General features: G+C 56.8%; 13 protein-coding genes and 1 tRNA gene. 8 read left to right on the top strand and 6 right to left on the bottom strand.

Features of this window, described 5'->3' with window-relative positions; translation table 11 throughout:
• Positions 1-94: 94 nt before the first annotated feature.
• Both V3W39_RS15300 and V3W39_RS15295 read left to right on the top strand, forming a co-directional pair.
• Positions 95-775 carry a response regulator gene (locus tag V3W39_RS15300; RefSeq protein WP_330212899.1) on the top strand — a complete coding sequence of 227 codons (681 nt, stop codon included), beginning with the start codon at positions 95-97 and terminating at the stop codon, positions 773-775.
• Positions 772-2,145 carry a sensor histidine kinase gene (locus V3W39_RS15295; RefSeq protein WP_330212898.1) on the top strand — a complete coding sequence of 458 codons (1,374 nt, stop codon included), beginning with the start codon at positions 772-774 and terminating at the stop codon, positions 2,143-2,145. Before V3W39_RS15300 ends, V3W39_RS15295 begins: the two co-directional genes overlap by 4 nt.
• A gap of 38 nt (positions 2,146-2,183) precedes the next feature.
• Here the strand turns inward: V3W39_RS15295 and V3W39_RS15290 are convergent, their stop codons facing one another.
• The 3 genes from V3W39_RS15290 to V3W39_RS15280 are packed head-to-tail and all read right to left on the bottom strand — an operon-like array spanning position 2,184 to position 4,278.
• Entirely contained in the window at positions 2,184-2,807 is a 624-nt protein-coding gene (locus V3W39_RS15290) for a DUF3916 domain-containing protein (protein ID WP_177129137.1), read from the bottom strand.
• A 55-nt stretch (positions 2,808-2,862) separates the two neighbouring features.
• A complete protein-coding gene (locus V3W39_RS15285) occupies positions 2,863-3,117 on the bottom strand; it encodes a colicin E3-like toxin immunity protein (protein WP_330212897.1) in 255 nt (84 codons plus the stop codon).
• 6 nt (positions 3,118-3,123) lie between these two features.
• Positions 3,124-4,278 (bottom strand): colicin E3/pyocin S6 family cytotoxin, encoded by a 1,155-nt coding sequence (locus V3W39_RS15280; protein WP_330212896.1) that lies wholly within the window; start codon positions 4,276-4,278, stop codon positions 3,124-3,126.
• A gap of 256 nt (positions 4,279-4,534) precedes the next feature.
• On the opposite strand from V3W39_RS15280, the gene V3W39_RS15275 reads away from it, so the two are divergent.
• Positions 4,535-6,289 carry a hypothetical protein gene (locus V3W39_RS15275; RefSeq protein WP_330212895.1) on the top strand — a complete coding sequence of 585 codons (1,755 nt, stop codon included), beginning with the start codon at positions 4,535-4,537 and terminating at the stop codon, positions 6,287-6,289.
• 104 nt (positions 6,290-6,393) lie between these two features.
• Here V3W39_RS15275 and V3W39_RS15270 read toward each other — a convergent pair whose 3' ends face one another.
• Positions 6,394-6,762, bottom strand: coding sequence for a PH domain-containing protein (locus tag V3W39_RS15270; protein ID WP_003210321.1), 369 nt, complete (start codon positions 6,760-6,762; stop codon positions 6,394-6,396).
• Between the two features lie 157 nt (positions 6,763-6,919).
• Here V3W39_RS15270 and V3W39_RS15265 point away from each other — a divergent pair, with 157 nt between their 5' ends.
• Positions 6,920-7,555 (top strand): LysE family translocator, encoded by a 636-nt coding sequence (locus V3W39_RS15265; protein WP_177114802.1) that lies wholly within the window; start codon positions 6,920-6,922, stop codon positions 7,553-7,555.
• On the opposite strand, the gene V3W39_RS15260 is transcribed toward V3W39_RS15265, so the two are convergent.
• Positions 7,552-7,881 carry a hypothetical protein gene (locus V3W39_RS15260; RefSeq protein ID WP_177114800.1) on the bottom strand — a complete coding sequence of 110 codons (330 nt, stop codon included), beginning with the start codon at positions 7,879-7,881 and terminating at the stop codon, positions 7,552-7,554. The genes V3W39_RS15265 and V3W39_RS15260 overlap by 4 nt on opposite strands.
• A 94-nt stretch (positions 7,882-7,975) precedes the next feature.
• Positions 7,976-8,060: transfer RNA gene (locus tag V3W39_RS15255), tRNA-Leu, on the bottom strand.
• 108 nt (positions 8,061-8,168) lie between these two features.
• On the opposite strand from V3W39_RS15255, the gene queA reads away from it, so the two are divergent.
• The 4 genes from queA (at position 8,169) to secD (ending at position 12,652) form a co-directional block, all read left to right on the top strand.
• Entirely contained in the window at positions 8,169-9,218 is a 1,050-nt protein-coding gene (queA, locus tag V3W39_RS15250) for a tRNA preQ1(34) S-adenosylmethionine ribosyltransferase-isomerase QueA (RefSeq protein WP_177047065.1), read from the top strand.
• Between the two features lie 5 nt (positions 9,219-9,223).
• Positions 9,224-10,339 carry a tRNA guanosine(34) transglycosylase Tgt gene (gene tgt / locus V3W39_RS15245; RefSeq protein ID WP_330212966.1) on the top strand — a complete coding sequence of 372 codons (1,116 nt, stop codon included), beginning with the start codon at positions 9,224-9,226 and terminating at the stop codon, positions 10,337-10,339.
• Between the two features lie 43 nt (positions 10,340-10,382).
• Positions 10,383-10,721, top strand: a complete 339-nt coding sequence (gene yajC / locus V3W39_RS15240; protein ID WP_076017553.1) for a preprotein translocase subunit YajC — start codon at positions 10,383-10,385, stop codon at positions 10,719-10,721.
• Positions 10,722-10,783: 62 nt separating this feature from the next.
• Positions 10,784-12,652, top strand: a complete 1,869-nt coding sequence (secD, locus tag V3W39_RS15235) for a protein translocase subunit SecD (RefSeq protein ID WP_010176872.1) — start codon at positions 10,784-10,786, stop codon at positions 12,650-12,652.
• Positions 12,653-12,661: the final 9 nt, after the last annotated feature.

Raw genomic sequence — 12,661 nt, 5'->3', positions numbered from 1 at the left:
GGAAGCTTAGTTGGCAACGACCCGTAACATCTTTCCCGGAATAGACATCGGTAGAACCCTGCATGATGCCGCCGTCTCCTATAGAGAATCTCTTATGCGCCTGCTGCTGGTAGAAGACGATCGTGCTCTCGCCGAAGGGATCCGGGTGGCGCTGAGCGCCGAAGGCTACACCTTGGACTGGCTGCAAGACGGCGTCAGTGCCCTGCATGCGTTGCGCAGCGAAAGCTTCGACCTGCTGCTGCTCGACCTCGGCCTGCCGCGCCTCGACGGCCTGCCGCGCCTCGACGGCCTGACACTCCTGCAAACCCTGCGTGCCGAGCAATACGACCTGCCGGTGATGATCCTCACCGCCCGCGACGACACCGCCGAACGCATCGCCGGCCTGGATGCCGGCGCCGACGACTACCTGGTCAAACCCTTTGACGTCGAAGAATTCAAGGCCCGCGTGCGCGCCTTGCTGCGCCGTAGCCAGGGCCGCGCGCAGCCCTTGCTGGAACATGCGGGAGTGAGCCTGGACCCGGCGACCCAACAGGTCAGCTACCAAGGCCAGGACATCGTGGTCACGCCGATGGAATATCAACTGCTGCACCAGCTGATGGCGCGCCCCGGCAAAGTCGTCACCCGCGAACGCCTGTCCCGCGCCTTGTATGGCTGGCAGGATCGGGTGGAAAGCAACACCCTCGAAGTCCTTATCCACAACCTGCGCAAAAAACTCTCCACCGAACTGATCCGCACCGTGCGCGGCGTGGGCTACGTGGTGGAACTCAAGCCATGAACTCGGTCCGCGCACGCATCCTCATCCCGGTACTGGTGCTGATCCTGCTGGGGGATGGGCTGATCAGCTGGCTCGTGCTGCGCGACAGTCATCACGAAATCGAAGAAGTCTACGACGCCCAACTCGCCCAAAGTGCCCGCTTGCTGCAAGGCGTACTGCGCCAGCGCGACCCCGGCGACGCTGACTTGGACCGCCTCTACCAAGCCTTCGACCAGGCCATGAGCCGCGTCGGCGAAGACGGCGCCGCGCACCCCTACGAAACCCGCCTGACCTTCCAGGTATGGCGCGCCGACGGCCAACTGCTGGTGCGCTCCACCGACGCACCGATCCTCAGCGCCCCGCCTGACACCCTCGGGGCGCACGACCTGATGGATAACGGCAACGACTGGTGCGCGTTCATGCTCGCCGACATGCAACAAGGCCTGCTGATCTGGGTGGGCGAGCGTGACGACATTCGCCAGGACGTGATCCAGCGCATCATCCGCCACACCCTCTGGCCGATCCTGATTGGCGTGCCACTGCTGGCGCTGTTGATCTGGCTGACCATCGGCTGGGGCCTCAAACCCTTGCGCGCCATGGCCCAGGCGATACGCGGGCGGGACAGCGAGACATTGCGGCCGTTGCAACTTGAGCCATTGCCCACGGACCTGGAACCTATGCAAACCGCGCTGAACCGCTTGCTGGTGCAGGTAGACGACCTGCTGGAGCGCGAGCGACGGTTTATCGCGGACGCGGCCCATGAACTGCGCACGCCGTTGGCGATATTGCGCATTCATGCACAGAACGCACAGAGCGCCGGGACTGAGGAGCAGCGGCGAGAGGCGCTGGATTTTCTGGTCAACGGCGTGGACCGCGCGACGCGCATTGGCAGCCAACTGCTGACCATGGCGCGCATCGAGCCGCAGTTGAACAACACCGTTCGCGTACGCGTGCCGCTGACGGAGTTGGTACGCGAAGAGCTTGCGGAACTGACGCCCCTGGCGATGGAGAAAGGCGTTGAGCTAGTGCTGGAAGGGGATGAGGAATGCTGGATTGAAACGGACCCGATAGCGTTGGCGATTGCGCTGCAGAACCTGGTGACCAATGCGCTGAACTTCTCGCCGGCGGGGAGTGAGGTGCGTGTGATGGTGCGGGTGGCAGATTCGGGAGTGGTGCAGCTGTGTGTGGAAGATGCGGGGCCCGGGATTGATGAAGGGGAGATTGGGCGGTTGTTTGAGCGGTTTTATAGTCAAGGGAATGCGAATGGCGCGGGGCTGGGGTTGGCGATTGTCCAGATGATCGTGGGGAAGATTGGGGGGCGGTTGGAGTTGTATAACCGGGAGGTGGGTGGGTTGTGTGCGCGGTTGAGTTTTACCGAAGGAGCGGTTTGAAAAAGGCCGTCGTTGGAAGCACGGCGGTTACCGCAAGACTATGTTGCTGTGCTGAATAAATGCGGATGCTCTGCCTGGAATGCTTTGAACGTCTTGTACTTCCAGCGATCGCCGCCCGGATCTTCATCCGATGAACTAACCTCGCCGAAATACCAATGCTCTGATTCAAACTGTTCTCCGTCCTCATCTTCGTGGATGAAGTGAAAACCCACCTCATGGAGGCCTGATGGGACGATCAGACCCCATTCATTAGCAAGGCTTCTGCCGGTAATACGGGTTTGGCGAAAATAGTCGTATTCGAAGGGCAGGGTAGAGCCGAGGTAGCGGCTTTTGTCGATGTAAACGCAGACTTCGCTTGAGAACATGTCGGGCACCAGAATGGCTGCTACGACCCAGCATTCAGGTGTTTCATCGGGCCGGGCTTGAATCAGGTGAGCGGCGGCGTTGATCAATTGCTGCGCGCAGTGTGCCTGGATCGCTGGGGTGGTTTGCTTGCCTTCTACGAGAGTTTCAATGACGGGGATTTTGAAGTTTTCAAATCCTCGCCTCACCGGGAAGTCTGCTAAAAACCAGCCTTCGAAACTGTCTGCCCATCGGCTGATTGCGCGCAGGCGCCTGGGGATGTTGCGGAGTTTTTTGTTTGAAAGTGCAAGACGACGCATAGGATATGAGTACTCTGGGTTTGCTTCTGTTTGTGAGGCCCGGGCTTATTTTTGATCACCAGGACTTTCTATAATCGAGTGCAAGAAAGTAGTCGCTTTCCGAGGAGATAATTTTATGGCTGAAGAGCGGCCGTATAGTTAAGAGCCATTCTTCACGCAGCTGGAACATTCCGTTGTTAATGTCGTCTTCAACGGACAGCCCGAGTGAGTCGACAACGGCATAGTCCTCGCCCAAGTCTGCTGAGCGTTCTGTTCCTATACCAAGCTCTGTCGACTTATCGAACCATTCCAGTCTTAATTTCAGTCCCATATGGCCTCACAAAAATTTTTTGATATTTCGTTTTTTCTTAGGCTTTTTCAGCCGTTCACCAGTTATGTGGTTGAACGCCCCCAAATGACTCCCATCGCTTGCTCTATACGCCTCTAGCTCGCCGTGCTGCGAGTCCCACTCGTAAATTATCCGTCCTTTGTCATCAATCCAACGCTCTCTAAGCCCTGCCCCACCTTGCTTTGGGGTCTTGGGTTTTGCTTTGCTCAGGTTTAGGAAACCGGTGATTTCGTCTGTGTCGGGAGCGGAATGGTATTTGTGATCCCCCGCCCTAACGCTGACCACCATATACAGTGGCCTAACCCCCGACTCCACCGGAAACACCAGAATAAAATCCCGATACTCCGGCGGGTAAATCGGATTCACCAGAATCTGCTCGGCCGCCTCAGTCGGCGGATAGATCCACATCACCGGTGCTTGCGGTGCAGCCTCCAATGCGGGAATGCCAAGGGTGTCGCCAGGATCAATGGCCGGCGTCCAAATCAGCTCAACTCCCTCGCCGAGATCCGCCACGAACTGACTGTCACGACTCTGAAACTGCACTACATCGATCATCTGCCAGTCGGCATTTTTGCCGGTATAAAACCCATACCCCTTGAGCGTCCCATCGGCGCGTTGCTCGATATGCAAACGCATCCGAGAGCGGGCTTTTTGCAGGTGACGAAGCTGCTCTTCGCTATAGAGCGCACTGTCGCCAAGCTCCGACGGCCAGGCCAGCGCCACCAGCCCTGCAATCAAACTCCCGGCTGCGGCACCGACTGCTGTAGCCGCGGACTCCAATACCGCTGTACGCAGCACAAGCTGGCCAAGCCCCAAGGGTAGGGCACTACCACTGATTTTCCTTAGGGCCACACCGCCGTGGCTATCCACCTCGCGCCCGCCTAGCAGCGTGAAGTGGCCGTAGTCCTTGATCTGCTCAAGCGGCACATAACCGGTGGGGTTGTTGTAGCTGATGATCCCGTCGGGTAGTTGGCAGGACTTGGCGAACACATGGCCTGGAATCCTTGTAGGTTCAGGCGATGGCGCAGGAGGCGCTTTATACAAATCAATGAACGGTGAATACGGAATCTGCTTAGGCTGCGGCGTCAGAATTCGCCGCTTCAACTGTTCTTCTTCGGTAATCGGATACGCGCGCTCTGTCATGACGACTCACTTCCCTGTGCAAGGAAGCGAGCCTATGAGAGCTGAGAAGAACCTGAAATTCTCGTTGTTCGATGGTGTGCGTAGGAAAACTCACTTTCTGAATGGGTGCTCACCTCCTAATCAAGTGTAGGAAGCTTCCAGTTCGCGTTCAGGCGTCGAAAAACCGGTGTGTCGATATGCTACGGTCGTGCCCCATAAACGATTAGGGATGAGGCGAGTGCCGGCCCTCCGTGGAAATTAGACAGGACGTCAGTTGATGATTTATGAAGATGTAGACCCGCAACTACTCGCCTTTTTGCATAACCCTATGGCGAACACGACTGCCCTCCCTCCAGCTGGCAAACGCCTCAATTGGCGCAGCCGAATGCTCTACAAAATACCCGCACTGCGTCGGTTGATTTGCCCCGAACAGGTTCAGTCAATACTCTGGGAGAAACTTCAGGCAAACCTGGAACAGGCCCGACAATCGCTGCCGCAGTATCTATTCGAAGACAACACACCGCTCAACCCTAATACGGTGCACAGGTTCACAGATCAACTGAGCCGCTATTTCAGGATTGAGGTAGCGCCTGAAGGTCATGGTGTGTCATCAGCGCCGGGAAGTGATACGTACGCTGACTTTAGTAAAGCTTACACATGGGCGGCGCTTGAATATACGTGCAACAGGATTGCCGAAAACCTGCAGCTGCGGGCCGTCCATAACTTATCCATCTTGAAAAATGCCAACTTGTGGTTGTGTTATTACCTCAGTGAAATCTATTTTCTTATTGGTCATGGACTTCTGACAGCCAGGTTGGTTGGGAGCACTCTTCACATTGTGCCTACCGCGAAACTGCAGCGACGGATCAAGGGGTATTGGTTGGCAGAGGTCACTGAGGCTAATTCTAAAATAAGTGATACACGCACACTATATGATATGGCGGAACTGTTGCAGAAACACGGCCGTTTGAATCCGGATTTGCGTGGGCTTTTGATAAGTCAGACTCTCGATAAATGCCTCTCTATACATTCGGAATACTTGTCCGCGGCCATGATCCGGCATCCCAAGTATCATTACTTGCGAGAAATAGTCGATTTTGCTGTTCACCTGGAGCTGCGTGTAATGTTGGGTGAACGTACAACCGAGGAAGCTTACCTTAGGACTATTGTCAGTCCTGCCACGGTGGATATGATCAATAGTGCCTTGGCCGGACGCGCACCAACGTTGGACTCCGCCAGCAGTTTCATAGAATACAAGGGCGGCATGTATGTGCGGGGAGCACTAAACTTTAAGTACGGGTTGAGAAAGTTCGTCAGGTATTTGCTGGGTACGGCAACCGTCAACGGCAAAGAGGCGGACTTTGGTCAGTTGCTCGGAGCCGGCTTCGAAAAAGACTACGTTTTAAATTACATAAGAAAACTCAACGATCCGCGCCTGGAAGTATTTGGGGAGTTCAAGTCCGGCAATAATGCGAAAGTCAAGGGCTATGATATTGATTTGATAGTTCGGGATGTTGAGGAAGATATTTATTACTTTATTCAAGTTAAATATCAGTTGTCTGAAATTCCAACCTATCTTTCGGAGCAGTGCCAGCTATTTCTAAATGCTAATTTTCGTACCGGCTTTGTAAGGCAGCTGGCCGTGCTCAGGGATAATATCTGCGATGAGAGTATTCGCCAGAAACTGAGCCAGCATGGCCTGGCCGGTGCTCATGCGGGTAATAGTCACTTCGTGTTGTTGCACAATATCCCGTTCCTGAACTTTTATGAGCTGGATGGTATCTTCTTTTATGAATGGAATCTGCTTCGGAACATTCTACGTGACGGGCGGGTGCAGGTTCGAAAAGATCAACACATTACCGAAGAACGAGTGTTGAGCAAGCCACGGATGCATCGGCCTCAGGAGATGGTAGATGCTTACTTCAACCAGTCGCAGAGTGGAACGCAGATGACCGAGCACTATGATGTCTATTGCAGGGCTAATACGCGCTTTGTTTTTGATGAACTGGACGTGATCTGCAAACTGTTGTGAAATCCAGGGGGCGGCCTGAGTGGGCGTTATTGTTTACGCCCAATCAAGGGTAAGGCTGGCTCCTTCATTAATTTGTTTTAGGTAGTCCTGAGCGGGGCATTGGTTCAGAGTACATGCCTGGAAATCACCCTCGATATCTCCACAATCGACGTCTTCCCCGTGAACTCGAACTTCACTTTCCCCACCGCCGAAAAGTAAATCTCCAGCTCCGAGTCCAGATCAAACGTCCCGGACGTTTCCACCGAATACGCGACGATGTTTTTGTACGGCAGGGACGTGAAGTCTTTCTTGCTGCCGGTAATTCCTTGCACGTTCACGGCGATGATGCGCTTGGTGGTGAACACCACGCCATCGCGCATGGCCTTGTAGGAATCGATGACCTGCTCATCATCCAGCAGCAACGACGATACGCGTTCGGCGTATTCGTTGTTTTGCTTGAGCTTGAAGAAGCCTTTGTTGTTGAAGTCGATCATGTGCCTTTCCTTGGGTGGGTGGTGCGGTAAACGCTGGTGCCTGTGTATGACGTTTTGCTCGCAGATCTGTATCTAACGGCGTTCCTTTTATCGCCCTACCATGGCGCCAACAACCCGCCGGCCATTACAAAGTTTTACCTCGTCAAGGAGCCACACCATGCCCGAACTGTCCAGCCTGCTTGCCTACGGCCTGATCTCTCTTGGTATGGTGCTGACGCCCGGCCCGAACATGATTTACCTCATTTCGCGGTCGATCTGCCAGGGCCGAGTGGCCGGGCTGATATCCCTGGGCGGCGTTGCGATGGGTTTTGTCGTCTATATGTTCTGCGCGGCATTGGGCATCACGGCGTTGGTGATGGCGGTTCCTTACGCTTATGACGCGCTGCGGCTCGGCGGGGCGTTGTACCTGATGTACCTCGCCTGGCAGGCGGTCAAGCCGGGTGGTCGCTCGCCGTTCCAGGTGCGGGATTTGCCCAAGGACAGCCCGCGCAAGCTGATCATGATGGGTTTTGTCACCAACCTGCTGAATCCCAAAGTGGCGGTGATGTATCTGTCGTTACTGCCGCAGTTTATCGACCCTAACGGCCACGCCAGCGTGCTCTCGCAATCCCTGGTGCTGGGTTTTACGCAGATCATGATCAGTGTGAGCGTCAACGGGCTGATCGCTCTTATGGCGGGCTCGATCGCGGGATTTTTCATCCGCAAACCGGTCTGGCAAACTGTACAGCGCTGGTTGATGGGCTCGGTGCTGATGGGCCTGGCCGTGCGCATGGCGGTGGAAGGGCGGCGTTAAAGGATCGCTTTCAGGTAATCCTTGAGCGCGTTGAGCGGGGCATTGAGTGCTTCCAGTGTCGTCGCTTGGCGCACATCCGCCGCAAGCCGTTGCAGCTCGCGGCCCATCACGGTGTTCGCACCGCCCAGGGCTTCGAGGGCCAACGCCAGGCATTCGTCGATCTTCTGTTGGATGGCATTGATATCGCCATTGCGCACCAGCAAGCCAAACACTTCCCGCTCATAGCCGTCCATGACCAGGTCGTCCCGCAGAATCGGGCTCGCGCCTTCTGTCTCATATACCAACTTGAGAGCAAAAAGCGCTACAGCTTCCAGCGTCAGTTCCATGGCCAAGGTTCCTCTTTTCTCGCGTTCGCCCGCTGATCATCACTTTCCTGCAGGCGAAAAAAAAGACCTTGAATTTCAAGGTCTTTTTTTAAGATGGTGCCCCGAGGGAGACTCGAACTCCCACTCCTTTCGAAAACGGATTTTGAATCCGCCGCGTCTACCAATTCCGCCATCAGGGCTCAATGGCGGCGAAGTATAGAGATGAGATTACCGTTGGTCAATCACGTTTCATGGTCAATTTTCACTATTTCCGCTAGACTTCCCGGCCCTGCTAGACGAACCCCATCATGCGCGTTGCTGACTTTACTTTTGAGCTCCCTGATTCGCTGATCGCTCGCCATCCTTTGGCCGAGCGTCGCGCCAGTCGACTGCTGACCCTGGACGGGGTCAGTGGTGCCCTCGCACACCGTCAATTCACTGATTTGCTTGAGCATTTACGCCCGGGCGACTTGATGGTTTTCAACAATACCCGGGTGATTCCGGCTCGCCTTTTCGGCCAGAAAGCGTCCGGCGGCAAGCTGGAAATTCTGGTGGAGCGGGTGCTGGACAGCCATCGCGTGCTGGCCCATGTGCGCTCCAGCAAGTCGCCGAAACCGGGTTCGAAGATCCTTATCGATGGCGGTGGCGAAGCTGAGATGCTCGCCCGTCACGATGCGTTGTTCGAGCTTGGGTTTGCCGAGGAAGTGTTGCCACTTCTTGAGCGTGTCGGCCACATGCCGTTGCCTCCTTATATAGACCGCCCGGACGAAGACTCGGACCGAGAGCGCTATCAGACGGTGTATTCCGAGCGCCTGGGCGCGGTGGCTGCACCGACGGCGGGGCTGCATTTCGATCAGCCGCTGCTGGATGCGATTGCCGCCAAGGGTATCGAGTCGGCCTTTGTGACCCTGCACGTGGGGGCCGGCACGTTTCAGCCGGTGCGTGTGGATAACATCGAAGACCATCACATGCACAGCGAATGGCTGGAAGTCAGCCAGGAAGTGGTGGATGCGGTCAATGCGTGCAAGGCGCGCGGCGGACGTGTGGTGGCGGTCGGTACCACCAGCGTGCGTTCGCTGGAAAGCGCGGCGCGCGATGGCGTGCTCAAGCCGTTCAGTGGCGACACCGATATCTTTATCTACCCGGGCCGGCCGTTCCATGTGGTCGATTGCCTGGTCACCAATTTCCATTTGCCGGAATCCACGCTGTTGATGCTGGTGTCGGCCTTCGCGGGTTATCCCGAAGCCATGGCCGCCTATAAAGCCGCCATCGAGCATGGATACCGTTTTTTCAGCTACGGTGATGCGATGTTTATCACCCGTAATCCGGCGCCGCGCGGCCCAGAGGAACAATCATGAGTCGTATGTCGTTTGAATTGCTGGCCACGGATGGTAAAGCTCGCCGCGGCCGTTTGACGTTCCCTCGCGGTACCGTCGAGACCCCGGCCTTTATGCCGGTCGGTACCTACGGCACCGTAAAAGGCATGCTGCCACGGGATATCGTTGCCACCGGCGCCGAGATCATCCTGGGCAACACCTTCCACCTGTGGCTGCGCCCGGGCACCGAAGTGATCAAGAAGCACGGTGACCTGCACGACTTCATGAAGTGGAAAGGCCCGATCCTGACCGACTCCGGTGGTTTCCAGGTGTTCAGCCTGGGCGCCATGCGCAAGATCAAGGAGGAGGGTGTGACCTTCGCCTCCCCGGTGGACGGCGCCAAGGTGTTCATGGGGCCGGAAGAGTCGATGCAGGTCCAGCGCGACCTGGGCTCCGATATCGTGATGATTTTCGACGAATGCACGCCGTACCCGGCCGATGAAGATGTGGCACGGGTCTCGATGGAGCTGTCGTTGCGTTGGGCCCAGCGTTCGAAGAATGCCCATGGCGATAACACCGCTGCACTGTTCGGTATCGTACAGGGCGGCATGCATGAAAGCTTGCGCAAGCGCTCCCTGGAAGGCCTCGACAAGATCGGCTTCGACGGCCTGGCCATCGGCGGTCTGTCGGTGGGCGAGCCCAAGCACGAGATGATCAAGGTGCTGGACTACCTGCCGGGCCTGATGCCGGCTGACAAACCTCGTTACCTTATGGGCGTTGGCAAACCGGAAGATCTCGTAGAGGGTGTGCGCCGCGGTGTGGACATGTTCGATTGCGTGATGCCAACCCGTAATGCCCGCAATGGGCATCTGTTCATCGATACAGGCGTGCTGAAGATCCGTAACGCGTTCCATCGCCATGATGAATCGCCGCTGGATCCCACCTGTGATTGCTACACCTGCCAGAACTTCTCGCGCGCTTATCTGCATCATCTGGACAAGTGCGGGGAAATGCTGGGTAGCATGTTGAATACCATCCACAATTTGCGTCACTACCAAGTCCTGATGGCTGGTTTGCGCGAGGCTATTCAACAGGGTACATTGGCCGCCTTCGTCGATGCCTTCTATGCCAAGCGCGGGCTGCCTGTGCCGCCCTTGGACTGAGTTTTCCGACCCTAAGATTCACTATTTGCAACTGGAGTGCTAAATGAGCTTTTTTATCTCTAATGCCATGGCTGATGCCGCTGCACCGGCCGCTGCCGGCCCGTTGGGCGGTGGTTTTGAGTGGATTTTCCTGGTCGGCTTCCTGGTCATCTTCTACCTGATGATCTGGCGTCCACAGGCCAAGCGCGCCAAAGAGCAGAAGAACCTGCTGGGCAGCTTGCAGAAAGGTGACGAAGTCGTGACCACCGGCGGCATCGCCGGCAAAATCACCAAAGTGTCCGACGCTTTCGTGGTTCTGGAAGTCTCCGACACCGTAGAAATGAAGTTCCAGAAGGGCGCCATCGCCGCCACGCTGCCAAAAGGCACGCTCAAAGCGATCTGAGTAACAACCTTTACCAATCGACGGGGCGCGCAAGGCGCCCCGCGTTATAAGCGGGCGGCGTGATGCTGAACAAATACCCTCTGTGGAAATACGTACTGATCCTGGCGGTGCTGGCGATCGGTTTTATTTATTCCGCTCCCAATCTCTATCCTGATGACCCGGCGATCCAGATCACTGGCGCCAGCACTGCGCTGCAGGTCAATCAGGCTGATCTGGACCGTGCGAGCAAAGCGCTCACCGACGCGGGTATCCAGGTTAAAGCGGCAAGTTTGGCTGCTGATGCGAAGGGCGGCTTGTTGCGCCTGACCAAGCAAGAAGACCAATTGCCGGCCAAAGATGTTGTGCGCAAGGTCATGGGTGATGACTACGTCGTCGCGCTGAACCTGGCTCAGACCACGCCAAAATGGCTGCGCGCGATTGGCGCACACCCGATGAAGCTGGGTCTGGACTTGTCCGGTGGTGTGCACTTCCTGCTGGAAGTGGACATGGACAAGGCCCTCGACGCTCGCCTGAAAGTCTACGAAGGCGATGTGAAGAGCCTGCTGCGTAAAGAGCGCCTGCGTTATCGCAGCCTGCCGCAGCTCAACGGCGCCATCCAGCTGGGCTTTGCTGACGAAGCAACCCGCGAACAGGCCCGTGCACTGATCCGCAAGAACTTCAACGATTTCGACATTGTTCCGGCCGACCTCAATGGTCAGGCGGTACTGCGTCTGGCGATGACCCCGGCCAAGCTGGCGGAAATCCGTGAATACTCCATCAAGCAGAACTTGACCACGGTACGTAACCGCGTCAACGAGCTGGGTGTGGCCGAGCCGATCGTTCAGCGCCAGGGTGCCAACCGCATCGTGGTTGAACTGCCGGGCGTGCAGGACACTGCTGAAGCCAAGCGTATCCTGGGTAAAACAGCCAACCTGGAATTCCGTCTGGCAGCTGAGCCGGGTGCTACCCGCGCCACTGCCGAAGAATTCGAGTTCCGTGAAGGCAACCGTCCACCTGCACTGATCGAGCGTGGCTTGATCATCACCGGTGACCAGGTGACCGACGCCAAGGCCGGTTTCGGCGAGCACGGCACGCCTGAAGTGAACATCCGCCTGGATGGCCACGGCGGCGAACTGATGAGCCGCGCAACCCGCAGCAACGTCGGTCGCAGCATGGCGGTGATCTTCATCGAACAGCGTCCTGTCACCACCTACACCAAGCAAGTGGTCGACGGCGTCGAGAAAGACGTACCGGTACAAACCTTCAAAGAAGAGAAGAAGATCATCAGCCTCGCGACCATCCAGTCGCCGCTGGGTGCTCAATTCCGCATCACTGGCCTGAACGGCCAGGGTGAGTCGTCCGAACTGGCGCTGCTGCTGCGTGCCGGTGGCCTGGCGGCTCCGATGTACTTCGCTGAAGAACGCACCATCGGCCCGAGCCTGGGTGCTGACAACATCACCAAGGGTATCGACGCTGCGCTGTGGGGCATGCTGTTCGTTTCCCTGTTCATCATCGCCATCTACCGCTTCTTCGGCATCATCGCCACCGTCGCGCTGGCGGGCAACATGGTGATGCTGCTGGCCCTGATGTCGCTGCTGGGTGCAACGCTGACCCTGCCGGGTATCGCCGGTATCGTACTCACCATGGGTATGGCGGTGGACGCCAACGTACTGATCTTCTCGCGGATTCGTGAAGAGATCGCGGCGGGCATGACCGTGCAACGGGCAATCAACGAAGGCTTCGGCCGGGCATTTACCGCGATCCTCGATTCCAACCTGACCACTCTGTTGGTCGGCGGGATTCTCTTTGCCATGGGCACCGGCCCGGTCAAAGGTTTTGCGGTAACCATGTCCCTCGGTATCTTTACCTCGATGTTCACGGCCATCATGGTGACCCGCGCAATGGTCAACCTGATCTTTGGCGGACGTGACTTCAAGAAGTTGTGGATTTAAGGGGCTGCC

The organism is Pseudomonas sp. Z18(2022), assembly GCF_036346535.1.
GTDB lineage: Bacteria > Pseudomonadota > Gammaproteobacteria > Pseudomonadales > Pseudomonadaceae > Aquipseudomonas > Aquipseudomonas yamanorum_A.
The sequence above is the reverse complement of the archived record's forward strand: the minus strand, read 5'-3'. Positions and strand labels throughout refer to the sequence as shown.